Annotated in this window: 23 protein-coding genes and 4 tRNA genes; 15 read left to right on the forward strand and 12 right to left on the reverse strand. The window is 36.9% G+C overall.

Annotated elements, in window-relative coordinates:
• The first annotated feature begins 401 nt into the window (after positions 1-401).
• From KIK00_RS20605 to KIK00_RS20630, 6 genes are all read left to right on the forward strand, one after another.
• A complete protein-coding gene (locus KIK00_RS20605) occupies positions 402-3,365 on the forward strand; it encodes a SusC/RagA family TonB-linked outer membrane protein (RefSeq protein WP_255814148.1) in 2,964 nt (987 codons plus the stop codon).
• Positions 3,366-3,377: 12 nt separating this feature from the next.
• Complete coding sequence (locus tag KIK00_RS20610) at positions 3,378-4,826, forward strand: SusD/RagB family nutrient-binding outer membrane lipoprotein (protein WP_255814149.1); 1,449 nt, start codon at positions 3,378-3,380, stop codon at positions 4,824-4,826.
• 45 nt (positions 4,827-4,871) lie between these two features.
• A complete protein-coding gene (locus KIK00_RS20615) occupies positions 4,872-6,458 on the forward strand; it encodes a calcineurin-like phosphoesterase C-terminal domain-containing protein (protein ID WP_255814150.1) in 1,587 nt (528 codons plus the stop codon).
• A gap of 164 nt (positions 6,459-6,622) precedes the next feature.
• The gene (locus tag KIK00_RS20620) at positions 6,623-7,336 is read left to right on the forward strand and encodes a 3-ketoacyl-ACP reductase (RefSeq protein WP_077415804.1); all 714 of its coding nucleotides are present in this window, start codon (positions 6,623-6,625) and stop codon (positions 7,334-7,336) included.
• Between the two features lie 286 nt (positions 7,337-7,622).
• A complete protein-coding gene (gene prmA / locus KIK00_RS20625; protein ID WP_255814152.1) occupies positions 7,623-8,450 on the forward strand; it encodes a 50S ribosomal protein L11 methyltransferase in 828 nt (275 codons plus the stop codon).
• A gap of 22 nt (positions 8,451-8,472) precedes the next feature.
• The gene (locus tag KIK00_RS20630) at positions 8,473-9,312 is read left to right on the forward strand and encodes an SH3 domain-containing protein (RefSeq protein ID WP_255814153.1); all 840 of its coding nucleotides are present in this window, start codon (positions 8,473-8,475) and stop codon (positions 9,310-9,312) included.
• 82 nt (positions 9,313-9,394) lie between these two features.
• Here KIK00_RS20630 and KIK00_RS20635 read toward each other — a convergent pair whose 3' ends face one another.
• The 5 genes from KIK00_RS20635 to KIK00_RS20655 all read right to left on the reverse strand — a co-directional run bounded on the left by KIK00_RS20635 (position 9,395) and on the right by KIK00_RS20655 (position 12,356).
• The gene (locus KIK00_RS20635) at positions 9,395-9,952 is read right to left on the reverse strand and encodes a cysteine hydrolase family protein (RefSeq protein ID WP_255814154.1); all 558 of its coding nucleotides are present in this window, start codon (positions 9,950-9,952) and stop codon (positions 9,395-9,397) included.
• A gap of 5 nt (positions 9,953-9,957) precedes the next feature.
• Positions 9,958-11,238 carry an MFS transporter gene (locus KIK00_RS20640; RefSeq protein ID WP_255814155.1) on the reverse strand — a complete coding sequence of 427 codons (1,281 nt, stop codon included), beginning with the start codon at positions 11,236-11,238 and terminating at the stop codon, positions 9,958-9,960.
• 60 nt (positions 11,239-11,298) lie between these two features.
• Complete coding sequence (locus KIK00_RS20645; RefSeq protein ID WP_255814156.1) at positions 11,299-11,898, reverse strand: TetR/AcrR family transcriptional regulator; 600 nt, start codon at positions 11,896-11,898, stop codon at positions 11,299-11,301.
• Positions 11,899-12,175: 277 nt separating this feature from the next.
• Positions 12,176-12,249, reverse strand: a tRNA-Arg gene (locus tag KIK00_RS20650).
• A 32-nt stretch (positions 12,250-12,281) separates the two neighbouring features.
• Positions 12,282-12,356: transfer RNA gene (locus tag KIK00_RS20655), tRNA-Pro, on the reverse strand.
• Positions 12,357-12,945: 589 nt separating this feature from the next.
• Here KIK00_RS20655 and KIK00_RS20660 point away from each other — a divergent pair.
• From KIK00_RS20660 to KIK00_RS20690, 7 genes are read left to right on the forward strand one after another with little or no spacing between them, the layout of a single operon-like run.
• Positions 12,946-13,695 (forward strand): sulfite exporter TauE/SafE family protein, encoded by a 750-nt coding sequence (locus tag KIK00_RS20660; protein WP_255814157.1) that lies wholly within the window; start codon positions 12,946-12,948, stop codon positions 13,693-13,695.
• A 16-nt stretch (positions 13,696-13,711) separates the two neighbouring features.
• Complete coding sequence (locus tag KIK00_RS20665; protein ID WP_255814158.1) at positions 13,712-13,954, forward strand: MoaD/ThiS family protein; 243 nt, start codon at positions 13,712-13,714, stop codon at positions 13,952-13,954.
• Between the two features lie 5 nt (positions 13,955-13,959).
• Complete coding sequence (locus KIK00_RS20670) at positions 13,960-14,376, forward strand: molybdenum cofactor biosynthesis protein MoaE (protein WP_255814159.1); 417 nt, start codon at positions 13,960-13,962, stop codon at positions 14,374-14,376.
• A gap of 45 nt (positions 14,377-14,421) precedes the next feature.
• Positions 14,422-15,297 (forward strand): formate dehydrogenase accessory sulfurtransferase FdhD, encoded by an 876-nt coding sequence (fdhD, locus tag KIK00_RS20675; protein WP_255814160.1) that lies wholly within the window; start codon positions 14,422-14,424, stop codon positions 15,295-15,297.
• Positions 15,294-15,644, forward strand: coding sequence for a hypothetical protein (locus KIK00_RS20680; RefSeq protein WP_255814161.1), 351 nt, complete (start codon positions 15,294-15,296; stop codon positions 15,642-15,644). Before fdhD ends, KIK00_RS20680 begins: the two co-directional genes overlap by 4 nt.
• A gap of 28 nt (positions 15,645-15,672) precedes the next feature.
• Positions 15,673-18,075 (forward strand): FdhF/YdeP family oxidoreductase, encoded by a 2,403-nt coding sequence (locus tag KIK00_RS20685; RefSeq protein WP_255814162.1) that lies wholly within the window; start codon positions 15,673-15,675, stop codon positions 18,073-18,075.
• A 32-nt stretch (positions 18,076-18,107) separates the two neighbouring features.
• Positions 18,108-19,025 carry a bestrophin family protein gene (locus tag KIK00_RS20690; protein WP_255814163.1) on the forward strand — a complete coding sequence of 306 codons (918 nt, stop codon included), beginning with the start codon at positions 18,108-18,110 and terminating at the stop codon, positions 19,023-19,025.
• A 54-nt stretch (positions 19,026-19,079) separates the two neighbouring features.
• On the opposite strand, the gene KIK00_RS20695 is transcribed toward KIK00_RS20690, so the two are convergent.
• Genes KIK00_RS20695 through moaA form a run of 5 tightly spaced genes read right to left on the reverse strand, consistent with a single transcriptional unit; the run spans position 19,080 to position 23,396 of the window.
• Positions 19,080-20,117: a HesA/MoeB/ThiF family protein gene (locus KIK00_RS20695; RefSeq protein WP_255814164.1), complete on the reverse strand. Its 1,038-nt coding sequence runs from the start codon at positions 20,115-20,117 to the stop codon at positions 19,080-19,082.
• 23 nt (positions 20,118-20,140) lie between these two features.
• A complete protein-coding gene (locus tag KIK00_RS20700; protein ID WP_255814165.1) occupies positions 20,141-20,743 on the reverse strand; it encodes an NTP transferase domain-containing protein in 603 nt (200 codons plus the stop codon).
• Positions 20,724-21,200 (reverse strand): cyclic pyranopterin monophosphate synthase MoaC, encoded by a 477-nt coding sequence (gene moaC / locus KIK00_RS20705; RefSeq protein ID WP_255814166.1) that lies wholly within the window; start codon positions 21,198-21,200, stop codon positions 20,724-20,726. Before moaC ends, KIK00_RS20700 begins: the two co-directional genes overlap by 20 nt.
• A gap of 7 nt (positions 21,201-21,207) precedes the next feature.
• The gene (locus KIK00_RS20710) at positions 21,208-22,407 is read right to left on the reverse strand and encodes a molybdopterin molybdotransferase MoeA (RefSeq protein WP_255814167.1); all 1,200 of its coding nucleotides are present in this window, start codon (positions 22,405-22,407) and stop codon (positions 21,208-21,210) included.
• 2 nt (positions 22,408-22,409) lie between these two features.
• Positions 22,410-23,396 (reverse strand): GTP 3',8-cyclase MoaA, encoded by a 987-nt coding sequence (gene moaA / locus KIK00_RS20715; protein ID WP_255814168.1) that lies wholly within the window; start codon positions 23,394-23,396, stop codon positions 22,410-22,412.
• A gap of 157 nt (positions 23,397-23,553) precedes the next feature.
• On the opposite strand from moaA, the gene KIK00_RS20720 reads away from it, so the two are divergent.
• On the forward strand, positions 23,554-24,396 hold the full coding sequence (locus tag KIK00_RS20720; protein ID WP_255814169.1) for an AraC family transcriptional regulator: 843 nt from the start codon (positions 23,554-23,556) through the stop codon (positions 24,394-24,396).
• Positions 24,397-24,593: 197 nt separating this feature from the next.
• Here KIK00_RS20720 and KIK00_RS20725 read toward each other — a convergent pair.
• Positions 24,594-24,667: transfer RNA gene (locus KIK00_RS20725), tRNA-Arg, on the reverse strand.
• Between the two features lie 32 nt (positions 24,668-24,699).
• Positions 24,700-24,774, reverse strand: a tRNA-Pro gene (locus KIK00_RS20730).
• A 165-nt stretch (positions 24,775-24,939) separates the two neighbouring features.
• On the opposite strand from KIK00_RS20730, the gene KIK00_RS20735 reads away from it, so the two are divergent.
• Complete coding sequence (locus KIK00_RS20735; protein WP_255814170.1) at positions 24,940-25,566, forward strand: hypothetical protein; 627 nt, start codon at positions 24,940-24,942, stop codon at positions 25,564-25,566.
• The last annotated feature ends 290 nt before the right edge of the window (positions 25,567-25,856 follow it).

The following is a 25,856-nucleotide window of genomic DNA, read 5'->3' on the forward strand; positions in this document are numbered from 1 at the left end:
GACAGGGTGGTTTACAACACTTCTCGCCAGATTCGCAACAATTAACAATTTACACAGTCTGCCCTTTATAAAAGGCAGACTGTTTCTTTTTTAAGGGCTAAGCCCCTTATATTAAGAAATAACAAAAAAATAGCGTAATTAATATTTATTTAATGTTTTGTAAATCAGGTTTTTATGTATTTTGTGTAGTATTATCTCAAGTAAAGACAATAAAGATACATAAATATGGCTGTAGAATAGTATTAAAAAGACTTAATTACTTAATTGTTTGTTAATTAGATGTTTATCTAATGTTGTTAAGGGTAGATTAATATATCGTTTAATAAATTTTTAAGAAACGTTAAAACTGTGTTAAGATCATCCTTGTAATGTCGCTTTAATTTTGCGCAAACAAAAAGGAAATGCGTAAAGAGACACAAAAACTGTTGGTTTTGTCACTGTTAGGATTCGTCAGCGTTAATCTGGCAGCTCAGCAGAAAGCTAAAAAAGACACGATTAAAGGACTTGATGAAGTGGTGGTAACTGCTTTAGGGATCAAGAGACATGACAGGGCTTTGGGATATGTTGCAGAAAAAGTAGAAGCCAAAACATTTGAAGAAACCCAGAATAACAACTGGGCACAGTCAATGGAAGGGAAAGTGGCAGGTCTTAAAATTCAGACTGCCGGAGCAGGGCCGCTTGGAACTTCCAGAATTACTTTAAGAGGAGAAAAATCTATTATGATGGATCATAACTACGCTCTCATTGTAGTGGATGGCGTTCCATTGGGAAATTCTACTACAGGTTCCGGTACTGCAGCTTATGGAGCAGGTTCCGGAGGAGATGTTCCTATTGATCTTGGAAACGGACTGAACAGCATCAATCCGGATGATATTGAATCTGTAACTGTATTAAAAGGAGCTTCTGCAGCCGCATTATATGGATCCCGCGCAGCCAACGGAGCATTAATGATCACTACAAAATCCGGAAAAACAAAGAACGGAAAGCTGAGAGTAACTTTTAATTCTTCTTCAAGCTTTGATTCCGTATTGAAATGGCCGGACTGGCAGTATGAATACGGACAGGGAACTCTGGCAACCAATACAGCAGGAAATTTTTACTACTCTTATGGGCTTTCCGCAGATGGACCAAGCACAGGAGGTACAAGTAGTGCTTTCGGGCCAAAATTCGCCGGACAGTATTATTTTCAATATGATCCTAATGTAGTGGGACAAAGCAAGGAAAGACAATTGTGGAGACCTTATGAAAATAATATTAAAGGCTTCTGGCAAACAGGTTCTACCTACTCAAACAGTATTTCGGTAGAAAGCTCAAACGACAAAACAAGTTTCAGATCTTCACTTACGTACCTTAATAATGAGTGGATGATGCCAAATACCGGCTTTGACAGATTCAATTTTGCCCTATCTTTTGCACATCAGCTTACTAAAAAATTAAAAATCTCTACAAAATTTGCCTATAACACTACTTCCAGTGATAATCTTCCTGCGACGGGATACAACAACCAGTCGATCTCTTATTTCATGATCTTTCAGAATCCCAATGTGGATCTTGAATGGTATAAGCCGATCTGGAAGCCGGGTCAGGGACAGGTTGATCAAATCCATCCTTTTAGTTCCTTTATTGACAATCCTTATATGATCGCTTACGAAATGTTGAATGGTGTCAGAAAGAAAACGATTACAGGAAACATTACAGCAGATTATCAGTTTAATAAAAATTTCAGTTTGATGCTGAGGTCAGGTATTGAAATTCTGAATGAAAAAAGAACAACCAAAAGACCATGGAGTTCTGCAAACTATCTTAAAGGGTTCTACAGAGAACAGTTTATCAAAAATCAGGAATATAATAATGACCTTTTATTCTCTTACAAAGCAGATTGGAATAAATTCAGTATTTCAGCATCAGCAGGAGGAAGTATCCGTTATAATGAATATCTGATGACTGATTATCAGGCCATCGGATTGAAAACAGCAGGCGAATACAGCCTTACCAATGCTCTTTCTATTCCAGTCAAATATCCTGCACCAAGAGATAAACATGTAGACAGTGTTTACGGATTGCTTACGTTGGGATATGACAATAAAGTATTTGTAGATGTTACCGGACGAAATGACTGGAGTTCTACACTTCCAAAACAGAACAGATCATTCTTTTACCCTTCAGTAAGTACCAGTTTTATTTTATCAGATATTTTTAATCTGAAAAGTAATAACCTGAATCTATGGAAACTGAGAGCTTCATGGGCAAAAGTAGGTATAGACAGTGATCCCTATCTTTTGGATAACTACTATACAGCAAGTAATATTACAGGAAGTGTGGTAGCACCTACTACTTTTAATAACCCTTCCCTTAAACCTGAGAAAAATACTAATATTGAAGCAGGTATGGATTTCAGCCTTTTCAAAAACAGGTTGAATGTGAATCTTACCGCTTATCAGAACGTCAGTGAAAACCAAATTATCCCTGTTTCATTACCTTCCGAAAGCGGATATTCCAAAAGGGTTATCAATGCAGGGAAAATCAGAAACAGAGGTCTTGAACTTTCAGCAGATGTATTTGCTGTAAAAACAGAAAATTTCTCATGGAAAGTAGGTGGGAACTGGTCTACCAACGAAAACAGAGTGATGACTTTACCTGAAGGATTTGACGGAATTGTGTCCAACGTAGGTGATGTTGTTTTCTATAAAATGGAAGTGGGAGGCTCTCTTGGAGATATGTATGGATTTAAATTATTAAGAACTCCGGACGGAAAAGTAATTTACGGAGATAACGGACTTCCGGGAAGACCTGCAGATATTGAAAAAGTAGGAAATGCATTTCCGAAATGGAGAGCCGGTCTTCAGAATGATTTCAAGATCAAAAACTTTACAGTCAGCTTCTCATTTGACGGGCAGTACGGAGGTATTGCGTATTCACAGTCACATCATAAAATGTCTGAGCAGGGTAAACTGAAATCTACCCTTCCGGGAAGAGACAATCCTGGCGGAATGATTGTAGGAGACGGTGTTGTTCAGAATCCTGACGGATCTTTCAGCCCAAATATAAAAGGAGTACTGGTGTCTTCTTATTATGGAGATTACTATAGAAGAGCCAATGTGGAAACCAACAGCTTCAGTACAGATTTTATTAAGCTGAGAGATGCAAGAATTGCCTATTCATTCCCGAAAGAGACCATAAAATCTCTGGGTCTAGATGATCTTACTCTTGCCATTTTCGGAAAAAATCTGTGGATGTGGACGAAGTTCCCAATGTTTGATCCTGAAGTCGCTACGCTGGATAATGCAACCATTACTCCAGGGGTTGAAATGGGACAGCTTCCAACGGCAAGAACAGTCGGTTTTCAGTTAAATCTTAAATTCTAAAATCTTAAAAAAATGAAAAAAATAATCATAAATCTGACATTAGCTGCTTCTGTTTTTATGCTTCAGTCCTGTGACAGAACCTTTGAAGAAATCAATACAGATACCAGCAAAATAAAAGATCCTTCTGTGGGAAGTCTTCTTGCTCCTATTCAGTATGAAATGGCAAGTTATGGCTATAACAGAGCAGATGATTTTACCTTTGATATCATGCAGATTGCTTTAGACTTTCCAAATGAAGGAAATACCTACAGCAGATATTATATGGACGAAAAAAGTGGTAACGGATACTGGAATACCTCTTATAAATGGCTTAAGCAGGTAAGCGACCTTAGAAAATATGCCACGAAAGAACAGAATAATAATTATCTGGCGATATCAATGGTCCTGAATGCATGGATCGCTTCCAATCTTACTGATGCTTTCGGAGATGTGCCTTTATCTGAAGCTGTGAAAATTGAAGAGAATATTTTGAAACCGAAATATGACAAACAGAAAGATATCTACATCCAGCTTTTAAATGACCTGAAGACAGCTAATTCATTATTCAATACCAACCAGGCATTAGCAGAAACAGATTTGTTTTACAATGCCAATACCAACAGCCAGACAGGTATTTTAGGATGGAAAAAATTCTGTAACTCTCTTTCATTAAGATTGCTAACGAGGATCTTGAGCAAAAACGGTGAAGTAAACGTACATGAAAGAATTCAGGAAATAGTTAACAATCCTGCTCAATACCCTATTTTTCAGAATAATGCGGACAGTGCTGTATTACCGCTTTCCGGAATATCTCCATACTTGCCACCAATTGCCCGTCCACAGGATTTTACGGCGTACAGATCAGCAGGAGAGTTCTTTGTGAATGCGATGAAAGATAATAATGATCCAAGGATGAGTATGTTCTTTACTAAAGCTAAAGCAACCACTGGAGAAGATCTTGGTTATAAAGGAGCTCCTTCAGGATATGCATTGGGAACAGCTTTCAACTATCAGCCTTCTAACCTTAACCAAAACCTGGCAAAAGCACCGCTGAAGATCTTAATCATGACCTATTCTGAGGTGCAGTTTATTCTGGCAGAATTGGTTAACAAAGGAATTATTGCAGGAAATCAGCAGACCTATTACGAAACGGGAGTGAAGTCAATTATTGAACAATGGGGAGCAACAGTTCCTGCCAATTATTTCAGTAATAACAATGTAGCTTATGATGGTTCACTTCAAAAACTGATGCTTCAAAAGTACATTTCCTTATTTTTTGTGGATCATCAGCAATGGTATGAGTACAGACGTACAAAACTGCCTGTACTACCCAATAACGGAGGGCTTCAGAACGGAGGACAGATGCCTGTAAGATTCATGTATCCTACCACTACAAAGGTGATGAATACGGATAATTATAACGCAGCAGTACAATCCATGGGAGGAGACAACATCAATGTAAAAATGTGGTGGAATAAATAATAAACCGAATTTAAAAATTGAAAATAATTTAAAGATTAAAAGATAATGAGTATCAATATAAAATTTTTAGTGCCTTGCATCCTGGTTTCAGCAATGGCATTCCCGCAAACTTCTGCTTCAGGATATGTATACGAAGACAGCAACAAAAATCAAAAGAAAGAAAACCGCGAAAAAGGAGTTGAGGGCGTAGCTGTTTCCAATGGTGTTCAGGTAGTTCTTACTGATAAAAACGGGCGATACAGTCTTCCGGTTCAGGAAGATCAGACTATTTTTGTCATCAAACCTTCAGGATACCAGACTGCTTTAAATGCGAATAACCTTCCACAGTTCTATTACCATCATAAACCAAAAGGATCTCCGGCAGATTTCAAATACAAAGGAGTTGCTGCTACAGGAGATCTTCCTAAAGAGCTGAACTTTCCGCTTTATAAGCAAAACGAAAATAAAAACTTTGATATCCTTGTTTTTGGAGACCCACAGCCTTACACAGAAAAAGAGCTGGACTACTTCAAAAGAGGAATTGTAAACGAAGTGAAAAACACCAAGAAGAACGCCGTGCTTGGAATCAGCCTGGGAGATTTGGTTGGAGATAACCTAAGCCTTCAAAAGCCTTATGCAGATGTGATGAAAGAAGTGGGACTGCCTTGGTATAATGTAATGGGAAATCATGACATGAATTATGATGCGAAAGAAGACCGTCTTTCCGACGAAACATTTGAATCTAATTTTGGTCCTGCCAATTATTCTTTCAATTATGGGAACGTGCATTTTATCATTCTGGATGATATTCTTTATCCCGATCCGAGAGATGGAAAAGGCTATTGGGGCGGATTCCGTGAGGATCAGCTTCAGTTTGTCGAAAATGACCTGAAATTGGTCGATAAAAATAAACTGATCGTGGTGTCTTTCCATATTCCGTTAGAACATAACAATGAAGACAGCTTCAGAAATGCGGACCGTCAGAAATTATTTGATTTCTTAAATCCTTTCCAGAATGTATTGCTCCTATCAGCACATACACACATCCAGCAGCAGATTTTCTACGGTAAAAAAGCAGGCTGGAACGGTATCAAAGAACTACATGAATATAACGTAGGGACCACTTGTGGCGACTGGTATTCAGGAACACCGGATGATGCCGGACTTCCTACCTCAACGATGAGAGACGGAACGGCAAAAGGATATTCATTCATCAGCTTTGCAGACAATCAGTATAAAGTTAAATACAAAACAGCTGGAAAACCGGATGATTATCAGATCAAATTATATGTTCCAAAAGTGATTCCTACATCAAGAACTTCTGCAAAAGTATTGGCCAACTTCTTTATGGGAAGCAAAAAAGATAAGGTAGAATACAGAATAGATGGTGGAAAATGGGAAGAAATGGAGTATGATGAAACCATAGATCCAAATTTTGCTCTTTCAGTTTTCAAATGGGATGCCACAGAGAAAATTTTTCCGGGAAGGAGACCTTCCAATCCTGAAATGTCGAAGCACATCTGGGAAGCAGATTTTCCTAAAAAATTATCATTAGGAAAGCATAAAGTTGAGGTAAAAGCTGTTGACATGTACGGAAATGAATTCACTGCTTCAGAAGAATTTGAAGTTCAGAATTCAATTCAGATTCCTTAAGCATTTTATTTTTTTACTATACCTTTTTTTAGATTTTGAAACCGGTTCTCATAAGCCGGTTTTAATTTTTGCAGAGGTTTAATAAAATATAAATTAAATCCATGTTTTCACCGCTTCATAAAAATGTACTTTCGTAACTTTGTATAAAGAAAAGTATTATTACTATGAATATAAACGGGAAAAATGCCATCGTAACAGGTGGTGGAAGAGGATTAGGGAAAGCTGTAGCATTAGCTTTAGCCAATGAAGGAGTAAATGTTGCCATTACAGGAAGAAACGAGGAAAATCTTAAAATGACAGTTGAAGAGATCAAGAAACTGGGAGTCAACTCAGCATACGCAGTTTTTTCTGTAGACAATGAAATTCAGGTAAAAGCTGGAATAGAATCTTTGGCGGAGCAATTGGGAGGTATTGATATTCTGATCAACAATGCAGGGATCGGAGACTTCGGAAGTATTGAAGAAATGCCTTCTGAAACATGGGAGCAGGTTATTAAGACTAACCTATTCGGGGTATATTACGCAGCAAAAGCAGCTCACCCGTTTATGAAAGCTAAAGGAGAAGGTGATATTGTAAACGTAGCTTCTACAGCAGGTCTGAAAGGAGGTCCGAATATGTCCGCATACGCCGCTTCAAAAGCCGCAGTAGTATCTTTATCACAATCGATGATGGCAGAATGGAGAAAGCAAAATATCCGTGTGATCACTCTGACTCCAAGTACCATTGCTTCAGATATGAGCATTCAGGGAGGACTTACAGACGGAAATCCTGATAAAGTATTACAGCCGGAAGACTTCGCAGAATGGGTAAGAGATATTCTAAAAATGAACAGAAGAGCGTTGATCGCAAATGGTTCTATTTTCTCTACGAATCCATAAGGGTTTAAAATTTAAAGTTCAAGGTTTAAAGTTTCAGGTTGTCAACAAAGAACTCTTAATCTGCCTTGAATAATAAAATTCAATAGAAGCGGGCTTTAGCCCGCTTTCTTTTTGTTCAAACTTTATGGCTTTAGCCAAAACTTAGAAATTTTCACATTTCAAAAGATCTGTGTCATCTGAGTAATCTGTGGGAAAAACCAGAAAAAACTCCCCGGTTTCAGCCAAAAATTCCTCTATCATTTTTTTAACCGTAATAACATTAGTATTTTTGCAGCAAATTAGTCACATGCAAAATTATTTAGAATTCAATTTCAAAATTTCTCCATTGCAGCCTTGGAATGAGATTTTAATGGCAGAACTTATAGAAATAGGTTTTGACAGCTTTACAGAAGAAATTGACGGAATTTTAGGATATATCCAGACAGAATTGTTTCAGGAAGATCAGTTGAAAGCACTTCCGATCTTTGAAAACGAAAACGTAAAAATCGAATATTCTTTCGAAGAAATGCCTAATATCAACTGGAATGAAGAATGGGAAAAGAATTTCTCTCCGATTAATATTGATGATAAAGTATTGATCAGAGCAGAGTTCCACGAATCTGTACCGGGAATGCATGAAATTATTATTCAGCCTAAAATGTCTTTTGGAACGGGACATCACCCTACCACCCACCTGATGATCCAGCAAATGATGGACATTGACTTCAATGGTAAAAAGGTATTGGATATGGGATGCGGAACTTCTGTATTGGCAATCTATGCAAAACAGCAGGGAGCAGGAGATACAAAAGCTATCGATATTGATGAATGGTCAGTAGAAAACTCAAAAGAAAATGCAGTAAGAAACAACGTGGAACTGGATATTGAACAGGGAACTGCTGAAAACCTAGGAAAAGAGAATTTTGATGTTATTTTAGCCAATATCAACAGAAATATCCTGATTTCAGATATTCCGACTTATGTTTCAGTATTGAATGACGGTGGAAAATTATTACTTTCAGGACTATGTTTCTTTGATGTAGATGATATTCTGGAAGTATGTAAAGAAAGCGGACTTGAGCTGAAAAAACAGTTACAGCGTGAAGAATGGGTAAGCTTACTTCTTGAAAAATAATACCAAAAAACAAAATACAAATATGAAAACTTTATGGACAGCTTTACTTTTGCTAATGCTGCAGTTATTTACAGCACAGGAAAGTGAAGTATATGCAGATGGAATCTTTGGTTTTGAAGAAAATAAAACGCAGAAAATCTTTACAGACTGGACCCGCGTTAGACTGGATCCAGGAGTCAATACTCAGATTGTAGATTCGTTACAGGCCAATCAGCAGGTGGTAATTCTTAAAAAAGAAGAAACAGTCCTGAAATTGGGAGAAAGAGCGGCCAATTGGTATAAAATCTCTTATCAGAAAGGAGAGAATACATTGGAAGGATATGTCTGGGGAGGTAACCTCTGTGTAGGGTACCGTAACAAAAACGGCTATGATTTTCTCTTTGGACTTTCCAAAACAATTGACAGAAAGAATAAAGAATACAATGAGATTGAAAAACAGAACATTGCCGGAATAAAAGTAATGGAAGGAAATACACTCATTGATGAGGTATATTTTGATACAGGAAGAGGGGAGGAGCTGAGGTCAGCGGCGTTTAATATAGAAAGCAGCCACAAACTGCAGAACGTTGAATTTACCCTGAAAGCAATGGTTTCCGGAGAAGCCTGTGGAATTGCAAGCTATGATCAGTACGTTCTTTTTAAGGATAAAAAACTGATTACCCTTCCACAATTAACGAATGTGGGTGATGCCGGTGCTTTTTATCATAGCGAAGAATATGTTTTTCCCAATGATAAAGGAGGAATATCCAACGCATTTATCCTAAAAGTGGAAGACATGGAAGTGGATGAGAAAGACAGAGAGAAGAAGAAAAGCTCTTCCAAAACCTATCTTTGGAACGGAAGTTCTTATAAACTGAAATAATATGTATTTCAATATATTAAACCGCTGTAAGTAGATAAAGCGGTTTTTTTATAAGAATGTTGAAAAATAAATGTATAAATTTTTATCCCTGCAACCAGTCATTGATCTTAATAACGTCGGCCTGTCTTGGGAAAACTTTATTCATCAGCATGTTATGTACTCCTTCGTCACCGTCTTTACAGCAATCTTCAATCACTGTCAATTGATAATCTTTATCTGAAGCTTCTCTCACTGTAGATAAAACAACACCGCTGGTAGATACTCCTGTCAGTATTAAATGCTGAACATCAAGTCCGCGGAGAATAACTTCCAGGTCACTTCCTGTAAAAGCACTGAATCTTTTCTTGGTAATCACGATATCCTGCTCTTTAGGAGTAAGTTCAGGATGAATAGCCATCCAGTCTTTCATATCCACATTTGCCATATGCTGTTTAATTACTGAAAATGCTTTATTTTTGGAGCTTATTTCCGGCATTCCTTGTCTGAACCCTACTGTAATATAAATAACCGGAATTTGGCGGTTTCTGGCAATTTTAATAGCCTCTTTGACATTAGATAACAGTTCTTGTGTATCATGTACGTTACTTAGTATTGATGACTGCATGTCCATCACCAATAATGCTGTTTTTGTGTTTTCCATTTTAATTACACTTTATTAATAAATTGTTCCTCAGATTCTTCTAAAAGTTGGTGGTTCACTGCTTTTGTTTTATTCTTTTTAAATAATAAACGTCTGAAGACCACAGCAACTAAAATTCCCGCAATTCCTTCCATCAACAGGGTTTTTGGTGCTCCTATTTTTTCTGAAACAAACCCGATAAGCACACTTCCCAAAGGCAGCATCCCGAATATGGCAGTCAATAAAATACTGATCGCTCTTGAACGCATCTCAGGAATCACTTCAGACTGGACAATAATATTACAGGTAGTAAACTGTGCAACACCACCTAATCCTGTGAGCGCAGCAAAGAACATAGACCAGTAGAAATTGGTAGCATATGAAAAACAGATCAGTCCAATACTCAGAATAGCTGTACTCAGAATAAGAATATTCCTCATGGATGCTCCTTTCTTCAGCGAAGCCAAAAATACCGTTCCGAGAACCGCCCCAATCCCAATGAAACTGGATATATAACCGAATGTCTTAGCATCACCTTTGAAAATTTCCTTTGCATAAACAGGAATTAACGTATCATAAGGTAAAATCAGCAAGCCTGTAATACTCAGCATGATGATGACCAGACTGATAGATGGTTCTTTTTTCAGATACCTGAAACCCTCAGCTAATTCTGTAAAAGTTCCTTTTTTAGCTGTTTTTTTCGGAATGATCTTTATCTTCATCATAGAAATCGAAAGCATTACTGCTGCAAAACTGGCTGCATTGATAAGAAAACATGTTCCCGCTCCGAATTTTTGGAGGATAATTCCGGAAAGGGCAGGACCCGCCAACTTAGCAATACTTGCCATGGCTGCACTTAGAGAAAGAGCACTTGGAAGGTCTTCGTCATCCGTTACCACTTCATTAATCATAGCCTGTCGTGCCGGAATATCATAAGCATTGATGATGCCTAGAAAAACACTGAGGACAATGAAACTCCATATATTCTGATGTCCCGTCATTACCAGGAAAGCTAGCAGAGATGCTTGTATTAATGATAAAATTTGAGTGATCTGTATAATTTTATACCGGTTATACCGGTCTGCAGCAACACCGCCGAACGCTGAAAATAAAAATGAAGGGAATTGTTCTGCAAAAATGGTGAGTCCCAGCATAAAAGCAGATTGAGTCATACTGTATACAACCCAAACCACTGCTGTACGCTGCATCCACGTTCCAAATTGAGAGACAGAACGCCCGAAAAAATATAACGTATAATTGGTACTTCTGAAAGCCCGGAATGTACTGATATTGCTTAATTTGTTCATTTTTGTAAATAGACTATTTGACAAATAATGTAAAAGTGTCAAAATTGAAATAAAAAATTTTTAGCCAATATGTTTAATAACCATTGAGGTTAGAGTGTTCACTGTACTGTTTAAGTTTTCAAAATTGTTTTTTAAACTCATCTCGCGCCTTATTCCCCTGATGCTGCTCTGTAGAATAAAGATGATGGTTTCCTGTTCTTCGGTGGAAACCTTTGGAATGTCACCACTGTTAATGTTCGCTGAAAATAAATTAAGCAGAAGATTTCTTTCTGCCTCCATCATTCGGTTGTGGGCATCGGTGATGTGCTTTGACTTCTCTTCATTGTCCATTCCAGCTTCTATAGCTCTGAAAAATGAGGATCTCTCTTCCGATGTTTTTACTTTAGCCATACAAAACTCCTGAATTTTTCCTTCAAAAGTATTTTTCTTCCTCATATTGGAATCAATCTCAGAAATAACTTCCTTGATCAGATTTTCCAAAACCGCCTGAAACACTTCCTCCCGGTTTTTATAATAATAATAAATTGAAGTTCTGCTTTTCCCAACTGCTTTTGAAATATCATCCATTGTCACCTTCTTTAAACCATACTTCAAATACAGTCCTGAAGCGGTCTCCAGGATTTGTTGTGAAAGCTGATCTTGTTCTGTGTGAGATGACATTGTCTGAAAATTATCTGAAATTGTGAGTACAAAAATAAACTATTTTCGACAAAAAAACAAATTTTGTCAAATTGTAGAAAAATAAATAATTTGTTCTTCAGATTTCATAAAATAAAACTTCCTGCTATGCGTCCGCTTAGAAAAAATCAATGAAATTGATTAACTCTTAGCCTCCTTTAAATTTGCGTTTACAATAAAGTGCTATAGTTTAAATTGAGCGATTTAAGATTAAGTAATAAAAACAAAAAAGACTCACTGTATCCAGTAAGTCTTTAAGTGAGCGCGAAAGGATTCGAACCTTTGACCGTCTGCTTAGAAGGCAGATGCTCTATCCAGCTGAGCTACGCACCCATTAAGTAATTTTGAGAAAACTACTAAAACAGTCGGGGCGGCAGGATTCGAACCTGCGACCTCCTGGTCCCAAACCAGGCGCGATGACCGGACTACGCTACGCCCCGAAGGTGTCATCAATAACGAATTTTACTTCGTTTTTGCGGTTGCAAAGGTATAATATTTTTTGAAATAAAAAAATAAAATAAAGAATAATTTTTAATTAATTTTTAGTGAATACTTTTTGATCAAACATACTTGTTTAATAATCATAGTTTTAGATTTTTTTTTAATTGTTTACTAAAAGACTGACTTTTACCAGGAGCTGGGCAAAAACAAAAAAGACTCATTGTTTCCAGTAAGTCTTCATATGGCTTGGCAGGATTATCCTCGAACTCCTTGGCTGCTAATCTTAATTGGATTTTACGAGTGTTTTTTTTGATTTATAATCTTTTATTTTTTAATTGGAATGTTAGAATATTAAGTGTAGAGTTGGTTTTGACTAGCTCTATACTTTACTGAGTATATTCATTGAGATGGGTATATCAGTTTTTATTTATCAAATTTAATAAATGCTGTTGGGATGGTGAGGTTGCTTTTATAAAATAAACAATTCAGAATATTCTTCTCACAAATTACGGTAGAAACTTTTTATTATACCTTCGTATGACGCCCTAAAAATGAGTATTATTGTAAGAAATTTAATTCCGCAGATATATGGGGCATTGGGAAATCTTTTTGTTTTTTTTAATCATCGCTTTCATTTATTCTTCAGTAGGATTTGGTGGAGGATCTAGTTATCTTGCAGTTCTGGCAATGTATAGTCTTCCTTATCAGGAAATACGGTTAACAGCACTTATATGTAATGTTATTGTGGTAATAGGAGGTGTATTTATTTACATCAAAAATAAGCAGACTGATTGGAAGAAAATACTTCCGCTTACCATTGTAAGTGTTCCTATGGCGTATCTGGGAGCTGTTTTAAAAATAAGTCAGGAAACTTTTTTTCTGATATTAGGTGTTACTTTAATCATTGCAGCATTGTTGCTTTGGATCAAGACGGAAACAAAAAATGGCGAATCCCCCTCAGAATATGCAAAAGTCTCTCCGTTCAAAAACGGATTCTTAGGAGGGGGAATCGGATTTTTATCAGGATTGGTGGGAATTGGCGGCGGAATTTTTCTTTCCCCTCTATTAAACCTCATGAAATGGGATACCCCACGAAAAGTTGCAGCAGCATCAAGTGTTTTTATATTGGTAAATTCAGTATCAGGGATTTTCGGACAATTGTCCAAATTATCTGCAGATATGGATTATTTCAGAATTCTTAGTTTGTGTTTTGCCGTATTCATTGGCGGACAGATAGGTTCCAGGATGTCCCTGAAATGGAATCCTTTGGTCATCAAAAGAATGACAGCTGTCCTGGTTTTGGTAGCCGGGATAAATGTTTTAATAAAATATTGGTAATTAGTTAAAGTTAAAAATGATACTTAAAATATTAGCATTCGGAATAACGAAAGATATTTTCGGAACATCAGAAAAAGAAATAGAAATAAACGAAGGGGCAAGCGTCAAAGCACTCAAGGAGCTTCTGGAAAAAGATTTTCCGGAACTGAAGAGATTAAAATCCTATTTTATTGCCGTTGACGATGAATATGCGGAGGACGATCAGATAGTAACAGTCTCTAACGAAATAGCAATAATTCCTCCGGTAAGCGGCGGATAAAAGATATGGTTGATATAAAAATAACAGAGAATATACTGGATCTTACGGATTGCTTTAGCCTTGCATCCGATCCTGCATGCGGAGGAATGGCATCATTTGTAGGAACAGTACGAAATCACACCAAAGGTAAATCTGTTACCCGCTTGGAATATGAATGCTATGAATCTATGGCAATTAAGGAAATACGGAAAATAACGGATAAAGCCATTTCTTTATTTTTGGTAAAAAATATTGTAGTTCATCACCGTACCGGAATTTTATTTCCAGGCGATGCTGCTGTGATCATCGTGGTGAGTGACGGGCATAGAAATGCTGTTTTCGATGCATGCAGCTTTATGATTGAAAATATTAAAAAGACCGTTCCCATATGGAAAAAAGAAATTTTTGAGGACGGAGAAGAATGGGTTTCTGCACACCCGTAGTTTGAGGAGTAAAATTTTGTACCTTTATGTATCAATTATTAAATTATGAAAGCCCATCTGTTATCAAATAAATCGGTAAAGCAGATAGAAATCGTCAAAGTTAAAGACAATGACAGTTTTCATTATACGGATGATGTTTCTGTTGAAGAACCTTTGGAAATAAGGGTTGCTTATCATTTAGCAGATAAAAAAGAGTCTAAAAACATCTCTGTAACCATGCGGACTCCCGGAAATGATGCAGAGCTTGCTATCGGTTTTCTGTTTACAGAAGGAATTATTTCCAGCCATCAACAGGTTAAAAGCATATATTTTCCGGAGACAGAATGCTCCAGAAACAGCGAAAACATTGTTATTGTTGAACTTACAGAAGGTTGTATTCCTGAGCTTATGAAAGCCGACCGAAATTTTTATACCACTTCCAGCTGTGGTGTATGTGGAAAAGGATCCATAGAATCCATAAGAACAGTAAGCACTTTCCATAATCATACAAAACAAAACACAGAAATTTCCCTGGAAACTCTGTATCAACTATCTGAAAAGCTGCAGTCGTTTCAGAATAATTTCAGTGCTACGGGCGGTATTCATGCTTCCGGCATTTTTGACCTGGAAGGCAATCTTTTGGCACTGCGTGAAGATGTAGGAAGGCATAATGCGTTAGATAAAATTATAGGATATGCATTATCAGCAGATTTACTTCCTCTCGACAATAAAATTTTGGTTCTAAGCGGAAGAGCCAGTTTCGAGCTCATCCAGAAAGCAGCAATGGCAGGAATTACGATTGTTGCAGCAATAGGAGCGCCATCCAGCCTTGCAGTAGATCTGGCAAAAGAATTTGATATCACTTTGTTAGGCTTTCTCCGGGATAATAGGTTTAATATTTACCATTCAGGCAGCCATTTTAAAATTGAAAATTTGTTATGAAAATAAGAATTAAAGACAACTCAATACGATTCCGTTTGACCCAGTCTGAAGTTGCAGAATTAGGACAAAACGGAGTCATCTCAAGCTTTACACAATTTGTAGACCGTCCGTTTATTTATTCTATCGAAACAACGGACAACGAAGAGCTTTCAGCGGTTTTCATCGAAAACAGAATTGTACTGAAAATGCCTAAAGCTATGATAAATGAGTGGATTTCCACAGACAGGGTAGGTTTTGATGGACAATCAGGATTGGTAAAGCTTTTAGTAGAAAAAGATTTTGTTTGTATTGATAATACGTTGGAAGACCAAAGCGACAATTATCCCAATCCGAATATAAAATGCTAATTTTTTCATTTTTTAAAATTTAGAAATCATGGAAAACAAAGATTCATTCGATAAAATAAAAGAGGGTAGTAGATTACCTTCTGCAGAACCTCCATATAAATTGCTGGATTTGAAACTGAAACCGCCAAAAGCTTGGGCAGCTGGTGTTCCTGCTGTTATCCATTCATTGGACCAGTTGGTTCTCAATGCCTCGGTTCTTCGTGGAGGAAGAGCTCTTTTCAGTATGAATCAGTTTGATGGTTTCGATTGCCCAAGCTGTGCATGGCCCGACCCGGATGATGAACGTTCCAGATTGGGTGAATACTGTGAAAACGGAGCAAAGGCCTTAGCAGAAGAAGCTACCTCAAAAAAGATAGATGCAGCGTTTTTCAGAGAAAATTCGGTTTATGATTTAGCAAAACTGACGGATTTTGAAATCAGCCAGTTAGGAAGAATCGTGGAGCCTATGTATTTACCGAAAGGAGGAACCCATTATCAGCCGATAAGTTGGGATAATGCCTTTACAAAAATTTCCGAAAAATTAAACGCTTTGAATTCGCCTAACGAAGCCATATTTTATACTTCAGGAAGAACCAGCAACGAAGCAACCTGGGTATATCAGTTGTTCGCCCGTGAATTTGGAACTAATAATTTCCCGGACTGCTCCAATATGTGCCACGAAACTTCCGGTTATGCGCTTTCAAGAAGCATAGGTATCGGAAAAGGAACGGTAAAACTTGAAGACTTTTATGATACAGACCTCATCATTATCATCGGTCAGAATCCCGGAACCAATTCGCCGAGAATGCTTTCCGCATTAACTAAAGGAAAGAAAAATGGAGCAAAAATTATGGCAATCAATCCGCTTCCTGAAGCCGGATTAAAAGGTTTCAGAAATCCTCAGGAAGTTCGTGCTTTGCTCAATAAGCCTTATGAATTGTCGGATTTATATCTTCCTGTAAAAATTAATGGAGATATGGCACTTTTAAAGGCACTTCAAATTCTGGTATTGGAAGAAGAGGCTAAAAATCCGGGAAAAATTCTTGACCACGATTTTATCATTAATAAAACTGCGGGCTTCAATGAATTGGTTGAAGAATTAAAATTGTATGACCTCAATTTTTTATCCGAGGAATGTGGAATTCCGATTGAAAATCTAAGGGAAGCCGCACAAATGATTGCCTCAAAAAAACGTATTATCATTTGTTGGGGAATGGGAATCACGCAGCAGCACAACGGAGTGGAAATGATTTATAATATCGTGAACCTCCTGCTGATGAAAGGAAGCATAGGAATCCAGGGAGGAGGAGGCTGTCCTGTTCGAGGTCACAGTAATGTGCAGGGAAACAGAACGCTGCTTATTAACCACCATCCTACGACTGAACAACTGGACAGATTACAGGAATATTATGGCTTTAAAGTTCCGAGAGAAGGCGGTTATGATGTTGTGAATGCCCTGAAAGCGATGCACGAAGAAAAGGTAAAATTTATGTTCTGCATGGGAGGTAATTTCCTTTCTGCAGCACCGGATACAACCTTTACGGCAGAAGCAATGCGGAAGCTGGAAATGTCTGTAATCGTTTCTATAAAATTAAACAGAAATCATCTTATCCATGGGAAAGAAGCCCTTATTTTGCCGGTAATTTCCAGGAGTGAGAAAGATATGATCAATGGAGAACTTCAGCACGTAAGTACAGAAAACTCAATGGGTGTTGTGGAATGGTCAAGAGGTGTTCTGGATCCGATTTCTAAAAACCTGATCAATGAAACACACGTCGCCTGCAGAATGGCAAAAGCAGTTTTGGGTGAACGTTCTGTTGTAGATTGGGATAAATTTATCAACAGCTATGATGCCGTTCGTAATGATATCGAACAATGTATTCCCGGATTTGAAAACTATAACGAAAGGGTTGTTCAGAAAGGCGGTTTTTATCTTCCGAACGGACCAAGGGATGGTATTTTCAACAGTGAATTTTCTCCGGGAAAAGCTGCTTTCAATATAACAGCAGTGCCGGATAATTCGCTTGCAGATGATGAATATCTGATGGGAACAACCAGAACACACGATCAGTTCAATACAGTTGTGTATGGTCTGAATGACCGTTACCGTGGGATTTTCAATGAAAGAAGAGTTGTCATGATGAATGAAAAAGATATTGAAAAGGCCGGTCTCAAAGAAGGTGACCACGTAGACCTTTTCAATTATGATGACGGAATCGAAAGGATTGCACCACTTTTCATTGTCGTAAAATATCCAATTCCTCAGAAAAGTACTATGACCTATTTTCCGGAAACCAATGTATTGGTATCCATCAATAATGTAGTTAATGGAGCTAACATGCCTGCTTCCAAATATGTCCGTATCAAAATCCGAAAGCATAGTCCCGAAATTTTTAAAAGAATTGATGATCATGTCATTGCTGCAGCCGGAACAAGCCTCGAACAACCATAAAACATATTACTTAAGTAAATTATCATTTAGTAATGATCATAAGAAAAAAAGAACACTGGTTCAGAATGCTTTTTGTGTGGCACGGTTCTGTTTTGCCTGCTTTGCTTCCCCGTTTGGGATTGCTTTTAATCCTTTCTTTATTGGTGACTTATTTTCATGGAATAATACTCTCATTTAAAGTTCCGTTAAATCCTGCGCCACTGACGCTGTTTGGCTTTGTACTTGCCTTATTCCTCGGGTTTAGAAATAATGCCAGTTATGACAGATTTTGGGAAGGAAGAAAATTATGGGGTGCCTTGTTGAATACTACACGTGCATTGACTCGACAGGCAATGACTCTAAGCAATATAAAGAACGATACAATTTCTGTCCATAGCTTTGTTAACTTACTTAGTTCCTTTGTTTTTGCGCTGAAACATCAACTTAGAGGAACAGATGCTTATGAAGATTTAAAATTAAGGCTTAATGAAGACCAGCTGAAAATTGTTGCAGGATCAAAATATAAGCCTACAGTTATTATGCGGTTGCTTGCAGAATGGGCTCAGAAAGCAAAAGATGAAGGTTTCTTGGATTCCATCCAACAGGCGCGTTTTGATGAGAATTTTGATAAGCTTTCTGATATTTTAGGAGGTTGTGAAAGATTAGTTTCTACCCCGATTCCTTACAGTTACCGTGTTCTGTTGCATCGAACGGTGTATATTTATTGTTTTTTGCTGCCTTTCGGTCTTGTAGATTCGCTGGGATGGTTTACGCCTCTTATTGTCGTATTTGTAGCTTATACATTTGTTGCATTTGAAGCGATTGCAGATGAAATTGAGGAGCCTTTTGGAACGGATGCGAATGATTTAGCCTTGAACAGTATGTGTATTATGATTGATGAGACCATTCATGAGATGGTGGGAGAACATATTGCTGTTTCGCAGAAAATGACTCAGAATATTATTGATTGATGCTTAAAAAAGAAGATGATTATTACTTCTGAATGATTTTAAATTAAGAAGTATTTATTGTATTTTTTGAATGCCGTCTTTTAAAGAAAATACTTTCTTTTCAGGAAAGCTCTTTTTTATTTTTCTTACCGCTTCTGTACTTCGCTTCCCGGATTGACAATAAACCAGAATAGGTTTTGAACAACCCGAAATATAATCTGAATGATTCTGTAATTCTTCTGCAGGAAGATTAATTCCTCCTATATTAAACTGTTCATGCTCTTGCGATGTACGGACATCTATGATTTCAAAATGATCTTTCTTCTGCATCAGCTGCTCAAACGTAATGGTATCAACAGCCTGAGGTAAAGCTGTAATCTGCACAGAAGTTTTTCTTAATTTAATAATCTGCGTTTTGCCATTCAGAACATTCATCATCCAGAGTTTTCCAGCCAGTGAATCTTCGGGATTTGTAAAATATTTTATAGCTTCATTAGCCTGCATACATCCTACAATTCCTGCCAGCGTAGGAAGCACGCCGCCTTCTCTGCAGTTCGGAACCTGTGATTCTTCCGCATTCGGAAAAACATCACGGTAATTGGGAGAGTAAGTACCGTCTTTCTGTATAACATTCCAGATACTTACCTGGCCTTCATATTGATAAATTGCTCCGTAAACCAACGGTTTTCCAGATAAAACACAAGCGTCATTCAGCAAACATTTTGTTTCAAAATTATCAGTTCCTTCAATGATTAAATCAAAGTCTGAAATCAAATCCATTACATTTTCGGAAGTTACCCGAAAATTGAAAGGAATGATTTTTACCGATGGATTTTGTTGTTGTAATTTTGTAGCGGCAATGTCAACTTTTGATTTTCCAATATCTTCCGGAGCATATAAAATCTGGCGGTGCAGATTGCTTTCTGAGACTGTATCATCATCCGCAAGACCAATTGTCCCTATACCTGAAGAAGCAAGATATTGTGCCGAAGGACAGCCCAATCCGCCCATACCTACTATCAGAATTTTAGCTTTTTTAAGTAATTCCTGGGAAGAAACACCAAATCCGGGTAAAGCCATCTGGCAATGATAACGTTCAAGCGGGTCACTCATATGTTTTTTATCTTCGGTTAAATCTATTTTCTTAAAATTTCCTTTGCCTTTGCCATATCTTCAGGTGTGTTCACATTCATCAAAGCTTCTGGGTTACCTGGTTTCAGGATTAATGTATCACTGTTGATCAGAACTTTTCTTGGACAGGTATTTCCTGATCCTAAAAAATTAAGGAGCAGAGGATAACTTTTAGATTCCCAAATGGTAATCAACGGTTCTGGAAGCCCATCAAACGGGCTTTCATAAGTGGTTGCTGCTTTTTCGGTATTTCTGTTTTCAATTAAAAATTCTAAAGATTTTTCATCCAATAAAGGTAAGTCACAGGCAACGACTAACCATGCTTTATCTCTTTGAGAGCGCAACGCCGAAAGTATGCCGCCGAAAGGTCCCATGTTCAGAAAAGTATCGGTAAGGGGCTTGTAATCCGTATCAAAATTTTCCAGTTGGTCTTGTCTGCAGGAAATAAAAACCTCCTCACAAAATGGAGCTAAAAGATCAGCCGCAAAATACCGCTGCTCTTTGCCATGCCAATTGATTTTATCTTTAGGATTTCCCATTCGCTGGCTTTTTCCTCCTGCCAGTATCAGTCCGTTTAATTTGGGGAAATCAGTCTCTTTTGAAATCATTTTTTCCTCCTGTTTTTTCGATGAGTTGTATTTCTTTTATCACAATGTCATGGCTCATTGCTTTGCACATATCGTAAATGGTAAGTGCAGCAACAGAAGCTCCTGTCAGTGCTTCCATTTCGATACCTGTTTTTGCTTCAATCTCTGCAGTACAATAGATTTCAATTTCATTTTGAGAGTTGATTTCAATATCTATTTCGCAGTTATCCATGCCGATCGGATGGCAGAGAGGAATCAAATCACCGGTTTTTTTTGCTGCCATTATTCCTGCAATGATGGCAGTCTGGAAAACAGAACCTTTTTTAGTTTTAAAATCATCCTTTTGAAGTGCTTCCAGGATATTTTCAGGAATTTTCACAATAGCTCTGGCAACGGCTTTTCGGTGCGTAACTTTTTTACTGCCAACATTTACCATGCCCGGCTGTTCCTTTTTATTAAGATGTGAAAAGTTTGTCATAAATACATTAAAAATTATATTTCCAGATTTTATACACTTCGCCTTTCTTAAACTCAGTTTTTTCCAGGGGAAGCTCTATGAATGCATGAGTCTCTGCGAGATGGGAAAAGTCTCCGGAACCATTGGTATTTACTGATTCGGCGATTAATTGTCCCGATGGGTTCACACTGAGTTTTACCTGCGCAAAATACTGAAGTGGAGATGGAAAATCTATATCATTTTGTAAAACGGCATATTGTGCTGTTTTCGGGATCTCCAAAGATTTTTCCAACCAGGGAATAAAATACCGGTACAGACACATAAATACGGAAACCGGATTTCCCGGAAATGCAAAAATCAATTTTTCATTTTGGCTTTTTCCAAACCAGAACGGTTTTCCCGGTCTTTGTCTTATTTTATGAAAAATTTTCTCTATTCCCAGTTCATCACAGGCTTTGGGCAGATAATCGAATTTCCCCATAGAAACCCCACCGCTCATCAGCAAAATATCATAATTTTCGATGCATTGGGAAAGTTCCTTTTTTATGAATTCAAAATCATCATTCCAATGCAGCCAGTCAGCATTTATTCTGTATTTTTCCAAAACGGATTTTATAGTAATTCCGTTGGAGCGTCTTAACTGAAATGGAGTAGGGATCGTTTCAGGTGGTACCATTTCGTCCCCTGTAGAAATAATGGCTACTTTGGGAAGTCTTTTCACTGTTAGAAATGTTTTTCCCACTGACGCAGCAATCCCGAGAATAGATGGAGTTATCACTTGATTGGCTTTTACCAATATTTCTCCTGCCTTTTTATCTCTTCCTTTCAGATGGATATTCTGTCCTTTTTTAACATCGATAGTAATGCTTGCAAAATTTTTGTTTATCGAAATATCTTCATAACGAATGATAGTGTCCATTGAAGAATCCAAAGCTGCTCCAGTCATAATTTCTATGCATTCGTTTTCGTCATCAATAGAAACTGGAACTTCTCCCGCTGCCTGTACAGCTTTGATGGTAAAGGTGCGAATTCCTTTTTCAAACGAATTAAAACTGATGGCAATTCCATCTACTGTTGACCTGTCAAATGGCGGCAAATCGCGATCTGCCAAAATATTTTCTGCTAAAATTCTTCCTAAGGCATTTTCATAGAAAATCTCCTCGGTTCCGAAGTCTTTGATTTGGGAAAGTATGATCTCTTCTGCCTGCTGTACGCTAATCATTTCCATAGTTATCCTCCTATTGTTGCCATTGACTGATGGATTTGTGAGGCGGTTAAACTCAGTTTCTGAGCTTCCCAGCCGTCTTTCGGTTTTTTTTGTATGCTGCTGATAATTATGTTTTTCAACTCTTCATCTGTTTTTCCCATACGGATTTCATCTTTTAGATTGACACCGGTTCCTTCATATAAACAGGTTCTGAGAATACCAGAAGGAGTGATTCTTATTCTGTTGCAGTCTCCACAAAATGAACGGGTATAAGCTGCAATGATTCCAATATTTCCTGTAAAGCCTGGGATCTTATAACTGTAAGACGTTGAGCTTTTAGGATCATCTGTCTTTTGGATTTCTGGGAAATGATCTTTAATATAGCTGTAAATTTGTGTAAAATTCCATTTCAGGGAAATATCAGTATCACTTCCGTTAAAAGGCATTTCTTCAATAAAGCGGACATCTACCGGAAGCTCTTTTGCGAGCATAACCAATGGAATGATATCCTCAGTATTTTCCCCTTCCATGACTACCGTGTTGATTTTTACTTTTATATGATGTTGTAATAAACTGTCTAAAGTTTTCATCACCTGATCAAAACTATTTCTTCTGGTGATTCGGAAAAAGCGTTCCTTATCGAGTGTATCAAGGCTTAAGTTGACAGATTTGATCCCGAATTTTTTAAGTTGCGGAATATACTGTTCTGTAAGAAGACCGTTGGTTGTTATACTGAGATCGGTAAGTCCATCTAATTGCGATATATTTTGGATGAGTTCAATACTGTTTTTTCTGACAAAAGGCTCTCCTCCTGTTATCCTGATTTTATCTACTCCCAATTCTGTAAATACCGAACAGATTCTGAGCATTTCTTCGTCAGTCATTAATTCCTTTTGCTTAATCCAGGTAAGACCGTTTTCCGGCATACAGTAGGTGCAGCGGAGATTACACCGGTCTACGATAGCAAGCCGAAGATAGTTTATGCTCCTTCCAAATTGATCTGTCAACATTTAAATATAATAAGTCTTATTACAAATATACTGAATGTTTTTCTTTGAAAACGGTAATTCTATACTTGCAGATAATAGACAATATTTATTTCACAATTCCGGATATTGATGAGTATTAATATTGAATTTAAGTAACTTTATCGTACATTAATAAGAGATGCAACAAAAGAATAATTCAGCTGTATTGAAAGAAGAGGATAAAAAAGACATTGATGTTATTTATCAGGGCGAAATAAGTTCTTCCGAGCTTAACCGCTTTCCTGACAATTCTTTCACAATCATTATTTTAGATGAATGTATTGATGGTAACTGTATTACGGATATTGATACTTATACCTTAAATTCCCGGCAATTATTTGTTCATCTCCCTAAAAGGAAATATATATGGAATCTGCCTTCACATGCGAGTGGCAGAAGGCTGATCATTAATGATTCTATTCTTGAAACATTTTCTCCCACATTAAAGCATACTTTTTCGCCTCACAGTACATACGAAATGATTCAGTCAAATGAAGAAGCCTATGAAAAATTCAGTATGGAGTTTGATGCGATTCGTAAAGAAATACATTCGGAAGTAGTATTTCCGGAACTTATTAATGCAAGGGTAAGACTTTTAGCGCTAATGATTAACCTTTGGATAGAGCAGATGCATGGAAAATCAGCATTGAGTGATTACAATAATCCTGTTTTCCGGTTCCATGAACTTGTAGAAACCCACTACAAAACACAAAAAGGCGTAGCCTTTTATGCTGAAGAACTATGTATTACTCCCAATTACCTCGGAGTTCTGTGCAGAAAGCAATATAAAATATCTCCATTAGAATTTATAAAACAAAGAATATTATTGGAGGCAAAGAAATTGTTACACAGTTCAAATAAATCAATTAAAGAAATAGCTTTTGAGCTTGGATTTAATAATTTCTCTCATTTTTCCTATTTTTTCAGAACACAAACAGGCTGGACTCCCAAGAGTTACAGAATGACTATGAGAAAAAGTTAAACTTAATAAACATAGAAACAAAGATATGTCTTTGTTGACATAAAAGTAGATATAACGGAAAATCTGATGTGCAGATGGAAATTTTATCAATTCTGGCTTTAAAAATTAAATTCTAAATGTCTCAATAGTAAATTTTGGATTACATATTTTTATGGATATAAAAAAAGGAGACAACTATTAAATAGTGTCTCCTTAAGTGAGCGCGAAAGGATTCGAACCTTTGACCGTCTGCTTAGAAGGCAGATGCTCTATCCAGCTGAGCTACGCACCCATTAAGTAGTTTTGAGAAAACTACTAAAACAGTCGGGGCGGCAGGATTCGAACCTGCGACCTCCTGGTCCCAAACCAGGCGCGATGACCGGACTACGCTACGCCCCGAAGGTGTCATCAATAACGAATTTTACTTCGTTTTTAGGGCTGCAAATTTGCAATTCTTTTTTTAATAAAAAAATAAAATGAAGGATAATTTTTAATTAATTTTTCATTAACCCTTTTTTATTACCTTTAGCCTGTTAATAACCATTGATTTAGCCTGCTTTAAAAATGATGAAAAAATTTCCGCTTTTTTTGTTCACATTAAACATTCTTATCCCAAAATATAAAAAAACAGCCTTTAAAACAGGCGCTCGTTTTCTTCTGTTCAGCTGCCTTTTGATGATGTATTCTTGTTGCAGGGATGAAAAATTTGTAACCCATAAAATTGCCAACATATCTCTTAGTTTACCTGAATCATTTGTTGTTAAAAAAGAACCTGCTGAAGATTCTCAGGTGTTTAGTATCAATATTGGAAATAAGCATATCGGATATGTTTATTATGGTGATTATAAACCTTTTGAAGAGGATAATTATATGGTTGTTTCAGAACCCGAAATTTTTGAAAAGCTTAAGAGTAATATCGAGCTTAATACTTATTTGTCAGATAATTCCGATAGAGATTACAGAAACGGAATTTATAATGTTAATTACTACTACTACGATACCATCAATCTGCACAGGGCTCAGATTATGCTGCCTAAGAAAATGGATAAAGGATCTATCGGTGTTCATTTTGATAGTGTAGATGTTCACAAAAATAAGATGGCAATTATTATTAATGATTTGAGTGAAGAGAATAAAGAGTTGTTTTTAAAAATCTTTAAAACCATTAAAATAAACTCTGTTCAATATTAATTTTAGTAAAAAATAAAATAATAAGTGGTTATTACTCAATTGTATATACTTGACTGGTATGATGATATTATAACATCAGTTACTTTATTTGAAAATGATATGTATATTTTTAATTGTATTCGTAAAGATGTTAATAATGGAGAGAAAACATATTATTGTGTAAAAATAGATAGAATTTCGTCTCAGAAAATTCGGGATATAATGGAGAAAAAGAAACTCACTACAGATGATTGGAACATTATCAATGTGATTTTTGAAAAGAATAATAAAAATGATCATGTTTTTTTATT

It is taken from the genome of Chryseobacterium sp. MA9 (assembly GCF_024399315.1).
Taxonomy (GTDB): Bacteria; Bacteroidota; Bacteroidia; order Flavobacteriales; family Weeksellaceae; genus Chryseobacterium.